At 46.8% G+C, this 15,064-nt stretch carries 12 protein-coding genes; 4 read left to right on the plus strand and 8 right to left on the minus strand.

The window, feature by feature from the left end:
• Positions 1–165 precede the first annotated feature (165 nt).
• From ABD07_RS12355 to smc, 3 genes are all read right to left on the minus strand, one after another.
• The gene (locus ABD07_RS12355; RefSeq protein WP_160818537.1) at positions 166–411 is read right to left on the minus strand and encodes a CDGSH iron-sulfur domain-containing protein; all 246 of its coding nucleotides are present in this window, start codon (positions 409–411) and stop codon (positions 166–168) included.
• A 235-nt stretch (positions 412–646) separates the two neighbouring features.
• Complete coding sequence (locus tag ABD07_RS12360) at positions 647–1,822, minus strand: cell division protein ZipA C-terminal FtsZ-binding domain-containing protein (RefSeq protein ID WP_240142548.1); 1,176 nt, start codon at positions 1,820–1,822, stop codon at positions 647–649.
• A 101-nt stretch (positions 1,823–1,923) separates the two neighbouring features.
• On the minus strand, positions 1,924–5,463 hold the full coding sequence (smc, locus tag ABD07_RS12365) for a chromosome segregation protein SMC (protein ID WP_160818539.1): 3,540 nt from the start codon (positions 5,461–5,463) through the stop codon (positions 1,924–1,926).
• A gap of 96 nt (positions 5,464–5,559) precedes the next feature.
• On the opposite strand from smc, the gene queF reads away from it, so the two are divergent.
• Both queF and ABD07_RS12375 read left to right on the plus strand, forming a co-directional pair.
• Complete coding sequence (gene queF, locus ABD07_RS12370) at positions 5,560–5,979, plus strand: preQ(1) synthase (protein WP_108698869.1); 420 nt, start codon at positions 5,560–5,562, stop codon at positions 5,977–5,979.
• A gap of 308 nt (positions 5,980–6,287) precedes the next feature.
• A complete protein-coding gene (locus tag ABD07_RS12375) occupies positions 6,288–7,418 on the plus strand; it encodes a LysM peptidoglycan-binding domain-containing protein (RefSeq protein WP_240142549.1) in 1,131 nt (376 codons plus the stop codon).
• A 28-nt stretch (positions 7,419–7,446) separates the two neighbouring features.
• Here ABD07_RS12375 and ABD07_RS12380 read toward each other — a convergent pair whose 3' ends face one another.
• Positions 7,447–8,904 carry a M17 family metallopeptidase gene (locus tag ABD07_RS12380; protein ID WP_160818541.1) on the minus strand — a complete coding sequence of 486 codons (1,458 nt, stop codon included), beginning with the start codon at positions 8,902–8,904 and terminating at the stop codon, positions 7,447–7,449.
• 172 nt (positions 8,905–9,076) lie between these two features.
• On the opposite strand from ABD07_RS12380, the gene ABD07_RS12385 reads away from it, so the two are divergent.
• Both ABD07_RS12385 and ABD07_RS12390 read left to right on the plus strand, forming a co-directional pair.
• Positions 9,077–9,871 (plus strand): thymidylate synthase, encoded by a 795-nt coding sequence (locus ABD07_RS12385; RefSeq protein WP_160818542.1) that lies wholly within the window; start codon positions 9,077–9,079, stop codon positions 9,869–9,871.
• On the plus strand, positions 9,868–10,377 hold the full coding sequence (locus tag ABD07_RS12390) for a dihydrofolate reductase (protein WP_160818543.1): 510 nt from the start codon (positions 9,868–9,870) through the stop codon (positions 10,375–10,377). Before ABD07_RS12385 ends, ABD07_RS12390 begins: the two co-directional genes overlap by 4 nt.
• Positions 10,378–10,488: 111 nt before the next feature.
• Here ABD07_RS12390 and ABD07_RS12395 read toward each other — a convergent pair whose 3' ends face one another.
• From ABD07_RS12395 to apbC, 4 genes are all read right to left on the minus strand, one after another.
• Positions 10,489–11,664, minus strand: a complete 1,176-nt coding sequence (locus tag ABD07_RS12395) for a type III PLP-dependent enzyme (protein ID WP_160818544.1) — start codon at positions 11,662–11,664, stop codon at positions 10,489–10,491.
• A 353-nt stretch (positions 11,665–12,017) separates the two neighbouring features.
• The gene (locus tag ABD07_RS12400; protein WP_160818545.1) at positions 12,018–13,283 is read right to left on the minus strand and encodes a TIGR03790 family protein; all 1,266 of its coding nucleotides are present in this window, start codon (positions 13,281–13,283) and stop codon (positions 12,018–12,020) included.
• 34 nt (positions 13,284–13,317) lie between these two features.
• Positions 13,318–13,884: a dCTP deaminase gene (gene dcd, locus ABD07_RS12405; RefSeq protein ID WP_108698862.1), complete on the minus strand. Its 567-nt coding sequence runs from the start codon at positions 13,882–13,884 to the stop codon at positions 13,318–13,320.
• Positions 13,885–13,897: 13 nt separating this feature from the next.
• Positions 13,898–14,986, minus strand: a complete 1,089-nt coding sequence (gene apbC / locus ABD07_RS12410; RefSeq protein ID WP_160818546.1) for an iron-sulfur cluster carrier protein ApbC — start codon at positions 14,984–14,986, stop codon at positions 13,898–13,900.
• Positions 14,987–15,064 lie beyond the last annotated feature (78 nt).

Below are 15,064 nucleotides of genomic sequence, written 5' to 3' on the forward strand. Positions count from 1 at the left end.
TACGTTTGTGTATGTTCATCTACAGTATTCTCCTGAATACTGTAAACAACGCTAGAAATTCTTACAGTTAATGGGTAACCAAATCTAAAATTCTTATGCTGTGCCCGGGTATTCACTGAAATATTATTATTTTTGTTTTTTTATGGAGATTTTATTTACCGGTACTTATAGTTTGCGATGTGTGCCATCACAAAAAGGAGCATTACCGGTTTTTTTGCAGGTACATAGCCATGCAGTTTTGTCTTCACTCACACTAAATTTCTTGGGTGTAAATTCTGTATTTTTATGCGAGCCGTCGCAAAACGGTTGCGACTTGCTGCGGCCGCACGTACACCAATAATAGTCTTTTCCGGATTCCAGTTTGACTTCGATCGGTGAGAAAGGTTGATTCGTGTTCGAGGTATTGTTCATTATTGTCTTTTATCAATAGGTTGTTTAATAATTGTCTGATAGTGATTCTAGGTATTAAGTATGTCTTATCACTAAATTATAATATTTATCATCATTATAGCTATCATTCTACAATTATCGCTGAACTATATTGGCTAACTATCTATTGTTAATACTATTTATTGAAACAATTGCCAGTTGTCCTAGCGATTACGGATGCTCACAGATTTAACTTTAATTTTTTATCAAAAAATATTTATACAAATAACCGCAAAGCGCTCGGACTACCCGCGTTGATATGATTCTTTTTCATTGCGGATTGTATTTCGATGAGCTGTTGCTTGCTTCTTTGAATCCCGCTGTCACTGAGCGGCACGCGGTTATCGTCAACCATGATTCCACCCAGTGTATTAGAGAAAATCTTCGCCAGATGCGTCATCTGATCGAATACTCTTTCACCTTGCGCGACTCTGGGTACATCCAATAAGAAAGTAACGCCATGTGTTGTTAACGATTTCATATTTTCCGGCAGGAACGGAGGGGATTCATAATTACTCAATATGAACAATACGTTATTGCTTTCATCGCGATATTTGAATAAACCCTCCGATTCCAGCTTAAATCCGGATGCTTCGGCCAACGCGCGAATTTTAGTGCCAACAAACGCGCCGTTATCCTTGCTGATGATGTTAATGCCGATCATGACATCCACATCGGCGCAGAATTTATCCAGCTGGACGGCTTTTTCGTGTGCGCTGACGATGTCCGGGCATTCCGCTGCGGCATGAACTTGCGCTGCGAAATCCTGCACCAGATCGCGGAATTTGGATAAATTGACTTCGCTGATCGGGCCCGCTCTATCGGCGAGCTGTAAGCAGCCCTTTAAATGGCTGTAACCGTCGCTATCGACATTGGATTCATTGGTGATCTCCTCCCAGGGCTCATTTTTATCTTGCTGACCGAGCCAGTATACCGGCTTGCCGAAATCGAATTTCCGTTGCAGTAATTTCGCGATATGGGTATTGGGGATGACGGACTCCGAGCGGATGTTGACGACGTAATTCGTATTGCCGTCGTAATCCAATAGCGGCGAAGCGGCCGATGAAGTTGTAGCCGTAGCGCTGCTGATAGGGATATTGAGCGCGGCTTGAGCAGGCGGTGCTACCGATGGTCTTTTCGGTTCACTCGCGGGCGTATCGATTGGCGCAAAAGTATCTACCGAAATATCCGATGGGACTTTATTGAATTTTGGCTCAATCCGCTGAAACGGCTCATCGGAATTCTGGTCATCGAGCAGAATGTCATCGTGTTCATGATCGAACGCAGCTTGAATTTTCCGCCGGTAACGCAGTTGTTGCAACCAGTTGAAGACAACGACACCGGCAATAACGATGATGCCGATGATGATCAAGCTTATCTGCAAGTCACTCATACTCAATATCTCCATATTATCTCCCTGCTATTTCGCAAAATTGCCATTACGCGCAGTATTAAAATTAAATTATGTCAGCTTTATGGGATTAATCACAGTCATTAGATAGCAGGCTGTTTTTCACGTTTACCCATTTGCACCGCCGCAGCAAGGTCGACGGCCACTATCCTTGATACCCCTTGTTCTTGCATTGTAACTCCAATTAATCGCTGCGCCATTTCCATCGTGATTTTATTATGGCTGATGAATAGAAACTGCGTTTGTTTTGCCATGGTTTTCACCAGTTCACAGAAACGGCTGGTGTTGCTGTCGTCAAGCGGAGCATCCACTTCATCCAACAAGCAGAAAGGCGCCGGATTGAGCCGGAATAAGGAGAAAATCAAGGCCAAAGCCGTCAATGCTTTTTCTCCGCCGGATAATAATTGAATCGAGCTATTTTTTTTCCCAGGCGGTTGCGCGGTCAACAATAAGCCGGCATCTAAGTTTTTATCATCGCAGAATTCCAGCCGGGCTTGTCCACCGGCGAATATGACCGGAAAAATCTCGCTTAAATAAGTATTTACTTGGGTGAATGTGTCCTGCAACCGTAATTCGGTTTCCCGGTCAATTTGCTGGATGGCGCTTTCCAGCGTTGCAATGGCTGCATTCAAATCCTGTAATTGCATCAGCAGGCTGGATTCTCTGTTTCGGCCGGCCTCGAGTTCCTCCAATGCGGCAAGATTCACAGCCCCCAACGCAGCAATTTCCGCATTCAGTTTTTCAATCTCCGAGAGCAGTCCGGCAACACTTTTCTTGGCGCTTAAGGGTAATAACAATCCGCTATCAACATGAGCGTCCTGGATCAATTCGTCAAATTGGCCAATAGCGATACTGGCGGCTTGTTCCTTGAGCCGGGCTTGATTGATGGCTTCACGCAGCGTGTGCGATTTTTGTTCCGATGCCATCCGGGTTTCTTCGATGCGCCGTAAATGGCTGATGGTATCCTCGACGGCTTGCCGTGCTTGCAATGCGGCTTGCTCAATCGATTTGCGCTGTACGCGGGCAGCCTCTAAGCGTTCTGTTACCGGAGCGGCATTTAACTCATCCATTTCGCTGAGCAAATTGGCTTGGCTTTGCGTTAGATGTTGCAGTTCTTCATCCAGCGACTGGATGCTCAGTTCGATTTCTATGATTTTGTTCTGGCAAGTTTGCGCCTGAAATGCTGCTGCTTGCATTGCTTGAGCCGATTGCTGGATGTGCTGCCGCTGCCGTGCCAGTTGTTGATTGGCTGTTTCCCAGGCGTGCTGTGCTTGTTGCGTTTGCTCCTGGAGAGCGGCAATTTTTTGCTGATTTTCCTGCAAATTGGTTGTTGCGGATTTTCGCAGCGCGTACTCGTGTTCCAGGGCTTGCCGGATTTCCGTCAATTCGGCAGCGATCTGGTTATGCCGGTGTGTTGCACGTTCGCTGGCTTGCGACAATTTCATCGCTTCCAGCTGTAACGCATGCCGCTGTTGTTGCAATTGCTTGCTGTTTTTATCGACCGTTTGCATCGCATTGTTCAGCTCCGCGGATTGCTGCTCGGTTTTGGCCAGCAGATCGCGTTGTGCGCGCAGAGCGGGTTCAAGCTGATCGATTTCTTTCTGTATTTGAATGAGCTCCTGCTGTCTTGATAAAACCCCATGCAATTGCGAATCGGGTGCGTAAAAAGCGATGCTGGCGCGGGTCAGGATGTGTCCCTGACGGGTAACGAGCAGATCGCCGGAACCCAGAGAATTTCTGTTGCTGAGACCTTCTTGAATATCATTGGCAATATATACATTTTGTAACCAATGATTCAGTACGGACTGGATTTCAGGCTGATTGACCGTGATGCAGGTGAGTAATTTCTGACCCGTGTTGTTGCGCACGTCACTGGGCTGTAAATCACCGGCGACGCCGGACTTTTCATGTAGCGACCATTTTCCCTGCGGCGCGTTGTCAATCCAATCGAGGGCACTATCCAGCTGCTCGATCTCGATACTGTTAAGCCGTTCACGCAGAACCGCTTCTAACGCGTTTTCCCACTCCGGGGCAATGCTGATCTTCTGCCATAAGCGCGGCAGGGTATCCAGCTGCCGTTGATGCAGCCAAGCGGCCAAGCTCTGGTTGTTTTCCAGTTTTTGCTGCAGATTGTGCAATGCAGTATGGCGCGCCGATGCTTGCGACAATGCCTGCTGCAGTTCTTGAATGGTTCGGACAATATGTTGTTTGGACTGGGTTATTGCCGAGAGTTGTGTTTCGATTTCCTGATGCTTCAGCTGTTCTTCTTTCAGCTTATTCTCGGTGTGATCAATCTGCTGCTGCAATTGCGCCAATTGGTTGGGGTCAATGAGCACAAATTCGCTTTGTTCTTGCAATAAGCGAGCATGGCGCGCCTCAAGCTGCTGAATGTTTTTTGCTGCATGCAGGAGTTGATTGTCTTCCAGACGGTTGGTTTGTTCGACGAGCAGTAAATCCTGCCGGAGCTGGTTCAATTTTTCCTGGCAGGCATGAAAATTTGCCTCAATGGCCGGGAGTTTGCCGTTTTCTTCATGGCATTGTTGAATGCTGTCTTGCTGCGCCGATTCGGTTTTTATTTTTTCCTGCTGCCAATGCTTCAGATTTTCCAGTTTGCTAGCTTTTATCTGATTATTTTTTTGCAGCTGACTTTCAACTTGCTGCGTTTGTTGCAGCAGGCGATCATGCGTGCTATTCAGGTGGTTGATTTCCTGCTCCAAACGACCTATTTCGGCATCAGCCGTATACAGTTGCCCTTGTGTTTGGAGCAGTTGGTCATTAACGGCATGTTCTTTGGTGCGCGCTGCTTCATAGTCTTTTTCCGCTTGCTGCTGACTTGCAAGCACAGCTTCCAACTCGGCTTCCAGTTTTTGAATGTCTTGTTCCGCGCGCTGCTGCTGTTTTTGCGCCTCGGTTCTACGCAACAGCCATAGCAAGGATTGCGAGTGATGCAGGTTTTCCTGCAATTGTTTGTATTGTTGCGCGATTTTGGCTTGCACTTCCAGATGCTGGAGCTGTGCGCCCAATTCCTGGCAAATATCTTCCAAGCGGGTAAGATTTTTTCTCGATTCAGCAAGCCGGTTGGATGTTTCATGCCGTCTTTCACGATACTGGGAAATTCCGGCGGCTTCTTCGAGGAAATTTCTTAATTCCTGCGGCTTGGCTTCAATAATCCGGGAAATCATGCCTTGTTCGATAATGGCGTAACCCCGGCCTCCGACACCCGTGCCCAGAAAGAGATCGGCAATATCTCGGCGCCGTACGGGCAGATTATTGATGTAATAACTTGAGTTGCCATCGCGTTGAATGACACGTTTGATGGCGATCTCGGCGTAGCTGGACCATTGTCCGGTAATTTTATTGAGATGGTTGTCAAACACAATTTCCACACTGGCGCGGCCAACCGCTTTGCGGTTATCCGATCCAGAGAAAATGACATCCTGCATCGAATCGCCCCGCAATGCGGATGCTTTCGATTCTCCCAGCACCCATCTTACGGCGTCGATGATGTTCGACTTACCGCAACCATTAGGGCCGACGATACCAACCAGATCTTGCGAAACGGGAACTACAGTGGGATCGATGAATGATTTGAAGCCGACGAGCTTGATATGAGCTAGGCGCAATTTTTTGTTTATTGGGTAAGGCAGTTATAATAAATAAAGCGCATGACGCATTTTATCATTGTAACCGAATTAATTTAACCACGAGCATGAAGAAGAATGGCCAGCAAACCTGAAAAAACACTTGAGACCTTCCCGAATCCGTTTACCGGCAGGGACTACCATATTCATATGGAGATTCCCGAATTCACCTGTTTATGTCCGAAAACAGGACAACCCGATTTCGCCACTTTGATTCTGGATTATATTCCGGACAAAAAATGTGTCGAGCTTAAAAGCTTGAAACTCTATATCTGGTCGTACCGGAACGAAGGGGTGTTTCATGAAGCCGTGACGAATAAAATTCTCGACGATCTCGTCGCTGTTTTAAAGCCCAGGTATATCCGTTTAACTGCACGTTTTTATGTGCGCGGCGGTATTTTTACCAATGTTATCGTCGATCACCGGAAAAAAGGATGGCAGCCAGAACCGGTAGTTTTGCTGCAGGAATTCAATAGTCAGTCGAATATTCGCGAATGATTCTTAATAAGTATCTTGAAGATAGTCATATAATACTATGATTATTGATTAGATTTATTAAATTTACATTTTCTTTTTTGTAAAAAATAGTTTGCAAATGCGAAAAATTTATATATCCTGTTAGTCGATATGGATATAGAAAATAATATATGTAAATGATTTTAAAAAGAAATAGCCTTGTTTTACTGATATCGTTAGTACTTGGGTTTTGTTCATTTATATCGCTGAATGCATTTGCGGATACATTAGTACAAAATAAAATTCAGTATCATGCAAATCTGTGGAGTCGTATTCAAAGCGGTTTTGCATTGGCACTGCCGCCCGATAGCAAAACAATCCGCAAAATAGGCGCCTCCTATACACAGAATCCGGAGTTATTTAACCGCATTATTGCCAATAGTGAGCGGTATCTCTTCTATATTGTGGAGGAGGTTGAGCGCCGTGGCATGCCGATGGAAATCGCATTGATTCCGGTCATCGAAAGTGCTTACAATCCGCTGATTAAATCCAACAGTCAAACGGCGGGTTTGTGGCAATTTCAACCCGAAACGGGGAAAATCCTCGGGCTAGCGCAAAATGTATGGCACGACGACCGTCGTGACGTTATCGCTTCTACCCAAGCCGCGTTGGATTACCTGCAATATCTGCATGCGAAATTTGATAACTGGAAGCTGGCCATCGCGGCTTACAATTTAGGCGAGGGCGCAGTCAGCAAGGTATTATCCCGAAGTCTTCATAAAGGCAGGTCGAGCAATTTCTATGATTTGAATCTGCCCAGCGATGCCAAGCATTATGTGTATAAGCTATTGGCGGTTAAAGATATCATCGTCAATACCAAGAAATATGGGATACAAATCCGGCCGATAGCGAATCGACCGTATTTTGATGAAATCAAAATACATGAACACATCGACATTCCTCTCGTTACCCGCCTTGCCAATATTTCCGAAGCTGAATTCAACGCATTAAATCCCGCTTACAATCGTTATGTCATCAAAGTGCTGGACGAACCTCGCACGTTGTTATTGCCCAAAAGAAATAAAGATATTTTTCTGAAGAATCTTGAAACATATCAAGATCCTAGAATCTCTTGGCAAATTTATCACGTGAAGAAAGGGGAGAATATCAATGAAATTGCAGCGCGCCATCAGACTACCGTGAAACAATTGAAGGCAATTAACGGTATTGCGCGCAGCAAAAACCTTACCCTGGGACAAAAAATATTGGTGCCACAGATTGTGGCAGAGAATCATGGCGATACTGCTGCACTGAAGAAGCAGCTACAGATTTATCAATCCAATGTTTATGTGGTGAAAAAAGGAGACACCTTATATGAAATCGCCAAGCGTCACGGTACAACCGTCAATCAGATCAAGCTTTGGAATAACAGCGATGAGAACTTATCCGTTGGCCAGAAGCTCGTGCTTGTGAAAGGCTAACCGCAATTTTCGATTGCACATATCGATTTCAAACACTTTTCAGCAGTTCGATCGCCCAACTGACCCCGAATCCGGTAATATCGCTATCCACCGCGCCTAAACCGTCCTTATGACTGCTGGCCGATAAATCCATATGTAACCATGGCGTATCGCCGACAAAGCGCCGCAAAAAACAAGCCGCGAGAATATGATCGAATTCGCCGCCTAGCTCACATTGCTTGATATCCGCAATGGTGCTTTCAAGACTTTCTTCGTAATCGGAATCCATCGGAAAAACACACACGCGTTCACCGCTTTCTTTGCCTGCGGCAATGGCGACTTGCAACAACTCATCGCGATTGCTGAAAATCCCGCTGTAGCGCGATCCCAAGGCGGTTATCATACTGCCCGTCAACGTAGCGAAATCGATGATCAAATCGGGTTTTAATTGGTTGGCCAATGTCAACGTGTCCGCCAATACCATTCTTCCCTCGGCGTCGGTATGCACGATTTCGATCGATAATCCGCTCAGTGCCGTAATGATGTCATTTTGCTTATACGCACGAGGGCTGATGTGGTTTTGCGCTATGGCTAACCAGCAGTCCATTTTAATTGGGATTTCGGCGCGCGTTGCGGCCAGCAAGATGCCCAATGCGACGGCCGATCCGTTCATATCCTCATGCATTCCTTGCATATACCGGGCCGATTTAAGATTATGGCCGCCGGTATCGAAGCAAATGCCTTTTCCGACAATCGCGATGGTCTTATTGTCCGGATTTTGTTTGCCCTGATATTGTAGATGGACGATGGCGGCGTCTTCGGTATCACTGCCTTGCGCGACTGCCACAAAAGCGCCTGCGCCGATTTCTTTCAATTTATTGAGATCGTATTCCTGGTATTTCCAGCCTTCATTTTCTGCCAGTTTCTTAATTTGCTGGCGATAAGTGGTGGGCGTCAATTCATTGGCCGGTAATGCCGTCAAGCCGCGTGCGAGCAAATTTCCTTCCGCCCGGGCGCGTTGCAGCGTAAAGTTCCCGGCGTCTTTGTAGCCATATAAAAAAATTTTTTCCAGCAGTTTCCTGACGGGTTTATTTTTGCGAACCGGTAGTACGGCGCCATTCACCCAGCTGGTAAAAACAGCCAATTCGGAAAATATTTTTATTTGTTGTGTTGTGCCATGCACAGTAATATGCAATTCCACAGGATTTTCCCCAAGCAGCAATTTGACTGCTTTGCGCACGGTGGTTTGTTGCTCGAATACGGTCTGGCTGGTGTCGACCATCGCCCAAGCGCATAGCTCGCCATCTGGAAGATTGGCGCTGACTGGCGTAGCGATAAGATCCGTTAATTTTATGTCGCGGCGCAAAAGTAATTTATTCAGTGTTTCTTCACCGGGAATATCATACTTTTTAGGGAGTTTTTCTAACTTCGGGAGGATTACGAGAATATGCGATGCTTTAGTAGATGGATCGATCGATGATGTATTTTGGAAAAGGGATGCCAGCATTGAAAGCTTTCCTGTTGTATAGTTTTTTTTGAATGACAGAATTGTGCGTCATTGCATTAAGAATGATAGCTGTAATTAATGTTGATATTATATACGTCTTATATCCATTATGGCGGGGATAGACTGCAACGCATGGTTTTTTTCTGATTCTACCGGGGAGTTTCAAATAGGGATGCATCAATATCTCGAATTAATGCAGCATGTCATTGATCACGGTCATCGCAAACCGGATCGGACGGGAACGGGCACGCTATCGGTTTTTGGCTATCAAATGCGTTTTAATCTGGCGCATGGCTTTCCTTTGGTGACAACGAAGAAATGTCATTTGAAGTCGATTATTCATGAGTTACTGTGGTTTCTGCAAGGTGATACCAATATCGGCTATTTACAGCAGCATGGTGTATCGATATGGAATGAATGGGCTGATGCGAATGGCGATCTCGGTCCGATATACGGCCATCAATGGCGTTCCTGGACGACAGCGGAAGGCGGACATATCGACCAGTTGCAGCAGGTGATCCGGCAGATAAAAGATACCCCCGATTCGCGCCGCATGATTGTATCGTCATGGAACGTGGGGGATTTGCATAAAATGCGCTTACCGCCATGCCACGCTTTTTTTCAATTCTATGTGGCGGATGGCCGGTTATCGTGCCAGCTTTATCAACGCAGCGCGGATATTTTTCTCGGCGTGCCTTTTAATATCGCATCGTATGCCTTGTTGACGCTGATTATTGCGCAGGTATGCTGTCTCAAAGTAGGCGATTTTGTACATACCTTGGGCGACGCGCATCTTTATCTCAATCATCTGGAACAGGCCCGCGAGCAATTGTCACGCGAACCCAAACCTTTGCCAACCATGAAATTAAATCCCGATATCAGAGACATCCTGGGCTTTCATTATGAAGATTTCAGCTTGGAGAATTATGATCCCCATCCTGCTATCAAGGCGCCGGTAGCCGTATGACGCCATTACGCTTATCTATCCTGGTAGCAATGGCGAAGAATCGGGTTATTGGCCGGGATAATCGATTGCCTTGGCATTTGCCGGCCGATTTAAAACATTTTAAGTTCCTGACAATGGGGCAAGCCATTGTGATGGGACGTAAAACTTATGAATCGATTGGCAAACCTTTACCTGGCAGAGCCAATATCGTGATTACCCGCCAAACGGATTATCAAATACCCGGTGCAGTCGTCGTCAATTCCCTTGAAGATGCATTGCTGGTGTGTGAAGAAACCAGCACGACTGACACTGAAAATTTCATCATTGGGGGCGAAAAGCTTTACCGGCAAACGATTAAAATATGCCAGCGTATGTATATTACAGAAATACAGAGCAATTTTGATGGCGATGTGTTTTTTCCGGAATTTGACCCCAATGAATGGGAAGAAGCGCAGCGCGACAAACACACTGAGGGAAATTTAGAATATCACTTTGTCGTGCTCGAGCGTAAATCAAGCGCGGTATAACTATAATTCGGGTGATTTTTGAAGGGCTTGAAGCAGAAATGGTGAAGTATTGCAGCCACTTCACCATTTCTATTGACGATACTTAATCAGACTATACCCAATTCCGGGAACTTAAATCACTTTCACATCGGGTAATGGAAAGCCATTAAAATTGCTGGCGTATGCCGTCGTATAGGCGCCTGCGTTAGGGATATAGATGAAATCGCCTTCTTGTATGTCGTTAGGCAACATCAAGTCATGCATCAGGATATCCACGGAGTCACAGGTCGGTCCGGCAACTGACCATGAAATATTACTGCCTTTCCGGTCGGTGAGAATCTCATAGCGCAAACCCTCGGTCATTTCAATGACACCGCCAAACATGCCTGCGTCCCAGTACATCCAGCGCTTTCCGTTGCGCGTTGCTGTTCCAACCACGCGGCAGACAAAATAAGCCGAATCCGATACCAGATAGCGGCCTGGTTCTGCCATGATGCGGAAATTGTCCGGTAAATCAGCGATAGCGGTATTGATGACTTCGGCAATGACTTCGATGGAAGGAATCGGTTTGATGTGGCGAACCGGGTAGCCGCCGCCGATATTCAGCAAACGGGGATTCAAGCCAGCCAGTTGCATTTCAGCAAATACTTTTTTAGCACGTTCGATGCCGACACGCCAATTTTGCGGATTACGGCATTGCGAACCGACATGGAATGTGACACCTGCGAGATCCGCTTTGAGTTTTGCGGCTTCTTGAATGATTTCATTGATATCGGCCAAGTGTGTGCCGAATTTTCCGGCTAATGGCCAGTCGCTGCCGATATTGGGTGTATCGATGCGCAAATACATTTTGGCATCGGGTTTAACGCTGAAAATTTTACGCATTTCTTCAATGCTATCGAGCACGTACCACTCAACACCTTTTTCTGCGGCATATTCAAGATAGGCTCTGGATTTCATCGGATTGCTGTAGAAAATTTCAGCAGCCGGTACACCTAGTTTGAGTAATATGTCCAACTCGGCGATCGAGGCAATTTCAAAACCAGCGCCTTCTTCGATCAGTGTTTTTAGTACGCGCTCATCAGGATTAGCTTTCACTGCATAATGCGGATGCACTCGAGGCATTGCAGTCTTGAAACGCCGGGTTTTTTGCCGGATTATATTGCTGTCAACCAGTAAAAAGGGTCGTCGGTAACCTTCACTTAAGGCGTTTCGAACATGCTCAAAATTCAGACTGATTTCAGGATGCGTATCAAACAGAACTTCAGATTGATCGGATTTTTGAAGTGTGGATGAGAGTATAGCCATGAATATGCTCCTTTATAAAACGCTACGTTTCAGGAATGTGAATATTTACTAAATCCGCGGGAGCAAAAAAGTTCTTGGTGCTTCTCATGATGACCTCCTTATCGGTGAGTTTCCTGGATTTAAATTTGCACGCATTATAGTCTGCATTCCGGGCAAATCAAGCTTTTTTTATCTGTAATAATATTCAATAAAAAACAATAACTTGTGCATATATAATTTATGCCCTATTAGACGGGTATTTAGCAATAAAGTTTAGAGAGTTTTTGAAGTTTGTTTCGTGTTGCTGTCTGGTTTTGGCACATGGGGATAAACTGAGCGCATAATTTCTCAAATGTTCATTAGTCTTTGATTGATTAATTCCAGTGTAACTTCAAGTAACCATCTGTTCTTTCATTGAACTTCAAAAGAAACCGATTCTCTCCGCGACGAATTGTCTGGGGCCGCGAGGCTAATTTGAATGGTCCGGCAGCGGAATGTGATTTTTCTATTTTTAACCGTCCAGCACGGGGCGAGAAAATTTTCAATTCAAACCGGTCTGGACTCATTTCACGCAGTAGCGGTGCAAATGGTTTTGCCAGGGGTTCGCCGATGAATACACCTTGCCCCGGCCAAGCGACGCTTTTCCAATAAGCCTCAAGCGCACTGGCGCCCAATGCATAATGAAACATGGCGACTACCGGAGACGGAAATTTCTGCGGGAAACTGCATGGTTCAATCACTGTGCCGTAGCTCGCCGTGGCGCCTGCTTCCAGCCAGCGCAAGCTGCTCATCTGGGAGGAATCGGTCAGCATGCCGCCCGCCGATGTCAGGTGATCCGCCAGTGCGCCGGGGATAAACTCGAGTGTGTCCAACGAGGATACGTGGGTAAGTCCGGTAAAATAAAAGAGCACATCCTTGCGATCTGAAATGAAATCGGCTTCCAATAGCTGTACTGGGAAAATGCCGGAAAATTCTTTTGCCGTCTCAGCGAAAATTACTGCGCGCGTACTGCGTGCTTTATCCGAGGTGTTCAACAGATATGCTTGACCTTTGGGAAACGTATGGTCGGATGCAATACCCCGGTCAATCAAATCCTTAACCTGCGTGAACGAAGTACCCGCCAGCATCATAGCCGGGCGCATTTTGTAGTCATCGAATGGATAAGAGCCGAGCGCATTGAAATAAGGACTTGGTGCTGTCGGTTCGCACTTATCGGCGCAGTATTTTTTGTCGAAGCCAAATGCCAAGGCGGAAGTCAGCGACATGCATTCCACGCGGTATGGAGCCGTCCAGGCGACAGCGAAGGCTTGCACATGCTCCGGAGTAAGCCGGTCGATTTTAGCTTTTAGCAGCTTGAACTCCGTTGCGGTCAGAGTGGTACGGTCGGGCGGGAAACGCAGATGAATGACATTGACTTCCGGTATCTGCCGTGCGCGCTGATAGTAGCTGCCTACTTGCCGGGAAAGCGGGTCGCTGTCATTGATGATAATGGCGATATCTTCCGGCGTTAAGCCGGTGCGCGTCAGAGAAATATGCTGCAAAGGTTCTGCTGCAAGTGTCACGGGAAATGCGGAGAATAGAATCAACGCGAGAATAACTGGAAAACTTTTGATTCGTTTTGCGCATATTTGAGTCAGCATCAATGAGTCTCCACATGGTTTTATTCCTTTGACTTCAAATTTTCGGCAATGTTACGCCTTGTTGTCCCTGATATTTGCCGCCGCGGTCTTTATACGAGGTTTCACACACCTCATCCGATTCAAAGAAAATCACTTGCGCCACGCCTTCGTTCGCATAGATTTTGGCAGGTAGGGGAGTAGTGTTGGAAAATTCCAGCGTGACATAACCTTCCCATTCCGGTTCGAAGGGTGTGACATTGACGATGATGCCGCAGCGCGCATACGTCGATTTACCCAAGCAGATGGTCAGCACATTGCGCGGAATGCGAAAGTACTCAACCGTGCGCGCTAGCGCGAAGGAATTAGGCGGAATGATGCACACATCGCTTTTGACATCGATGAACGAGTTGGAATCAAAATTTTTCGGATCGACAATCGTGGAATTGATGTTGGTGAACAATTTGAATTCGTCCGAGCAGCGGATATCGTAGCCGTAGCTTGAGGTTCCATAGGAAACGATACGCTGATCGTTTTTATGGCGGATCTGGTCGGGCTCGAACGGTTCGATCATGCCGTGTTCGAGCGCCATGCGCCGTATCCATTTGTCTGATTTAATCGTCATCCTTCAGTTTTTCCTAGTCATTTTCCATTACGATCTTAGCGAACAATTCCGAGTGATCTTCGGCGGATTCCGCCACCTTAACGGCAATTCGCCGCGCAATTAAACGGTAAATTCCGGCAATTTTGCCGTCTGGTTCCGCCACCACGCTGGGTTTGCCCGTGTCGGTGTGCTCGCGGATCTTGATATCGAGCGGTAATGCGCCCAGGAATTCGACGTTGTAGTCCTGGCACATTTTTTCACCGCCGCCAGTACCGAAAATCGGTTCGGTATGCCCGCATTGCGAGCAAGTATGCGTACTCATATTTTCCACGATGCCCAGAATCGGAATGCCGACTTTCTCAAACATCTTCAGACCCTTGCGCGCATCGAGCAAGGCAATGTCCTGCGGCGTGGTAACGATAACGGCGCCGGTCACCGGAATTTTTTGCGCGAGTGTGAGCTGGATATCGCCGGTTCCAGGCGGTAAATCAACCACCAGATAATCCAGATCCTTCCAATTGGTATCGTTGAGCAATTGCTGCAAGGCTTGTGTCACCATCGGGCCGCGCCACACCATCGGTGTTTCGGCGTCAATTAATAAACCGATCGACATCGCTTGTATGCCGTGTGCCAGAACAGGTTCCATCGTTTTGCCGTCGAGCGATTCCGGATGGCCGCTAATGCCGAGCATTTGCGGTTGTGACGGACCATAAATATCCGCGTCCAGAATGCCCACGGATGCGCCTTCCGCTGACAATGCCAGCGCCAGATTGACCGCCGTTGCCGATTTGCCGACACCGCCCTTGCCGGATGCAACGGCAATGATATTTTTAACGCCAGGAATCAGCTTAACGCCGCGCTGCACGCCGTGAGGAATGATTTTGCTGCTCACGCTCACCTGGATCGCGCCAATACCTGGCACCGCCTGCAATGCCCCGGTAATCTGCTGCTGTACTTGATTCTTGACGCTGTTGGCGGGATAACCGAGCGCAATCTCAATTGTTACGTTGTTTCCTGTAATTTGAATCGCGCCGACGGATTTTGCAGTCACATAATCTTTATTCGTGGTTGGATCGATGGTTTGCTGCAATACAGATTGTATTTGTTGTTCGGAAATGGTCACTACGAAACTCCTTTTTACTACCGCTGAGCGGCTCACAATTTAATCCGGAAATGGTAACAAATATCGGGAATGCACACA

It is taken from the genome of Nitrosomonas oligotropha, assembly GCF_009833085.1.
Lineage (GTDB): Bacteria > Pseudomonadota > Gammaproteobacteria > Burkholderiales > Nitrosomonadaceae > Nitrosomonas > Nitrosomonas oligotropha.

Bases quoted from the DNA above. Each gene is read 5' to 3' on its own strand.
- ABD07_RS12385 (WP_160818542.1), top strand. From the start codon at position 9,077: ATGCATCAATATCTCGAATTAATGCAGCATGTCATTGATCACGGTCAT.
- ABD07_RS12400 (WP_160818545.1), bottom strand. From the start codon at position 13,283: ATGCTGACTCAAATATGCGCAAAACGAATCAAAAGTTTTCCAGTTATT.
- ABD07_RS12380 (WP_160818541.1), bottom strand. From the start codon at position 8,904: ATGCTGGCATCCCTTTTCCAAAATACATCATCGATCGATCCATCTACT.
- queF (WP_108698869.1), top strand. From the start codon at position 5,560: ATGGCCAGCAAACCTGAAAAAACACTTGAGACCTTCCCGAATCCGTTT.
- ABD07_RS12360 (WP_240142548.1), bottom strand. From the start codon at position 1,822: ATGAGTGACTTGCAGATAAGCTTGATCATCATCGGCATCATCGTTATT.
- ABD07_RS12390 (WP_160818543.1), top strand. From the start codon at position 9,868: ATGACGCCATTACGCTTATCTATCCTGGTAGCAATGGCGAAGAATCGG.
- ABD07_RS12395 (WP_160818544.1), bottom strand. From the start codon at position 11,664: ATGGCTATACTCTCATCCACACTTCAAAAATCCGATCAATCTGAAGTT.
- dcd (WP_108698862.1), bottom strand. From the start codon at position 13,884: ATGACGATTAAATCAGACAAATGGATACGGCGCATGGCGCTCGAACAC.
- ABD07_RS12355 (WP_160818537.1), bottom strand. From the start codon at position 411: ATGAACAATACCTCGAACACGAATCAACCTTTCTCACCGATCGAAGTC.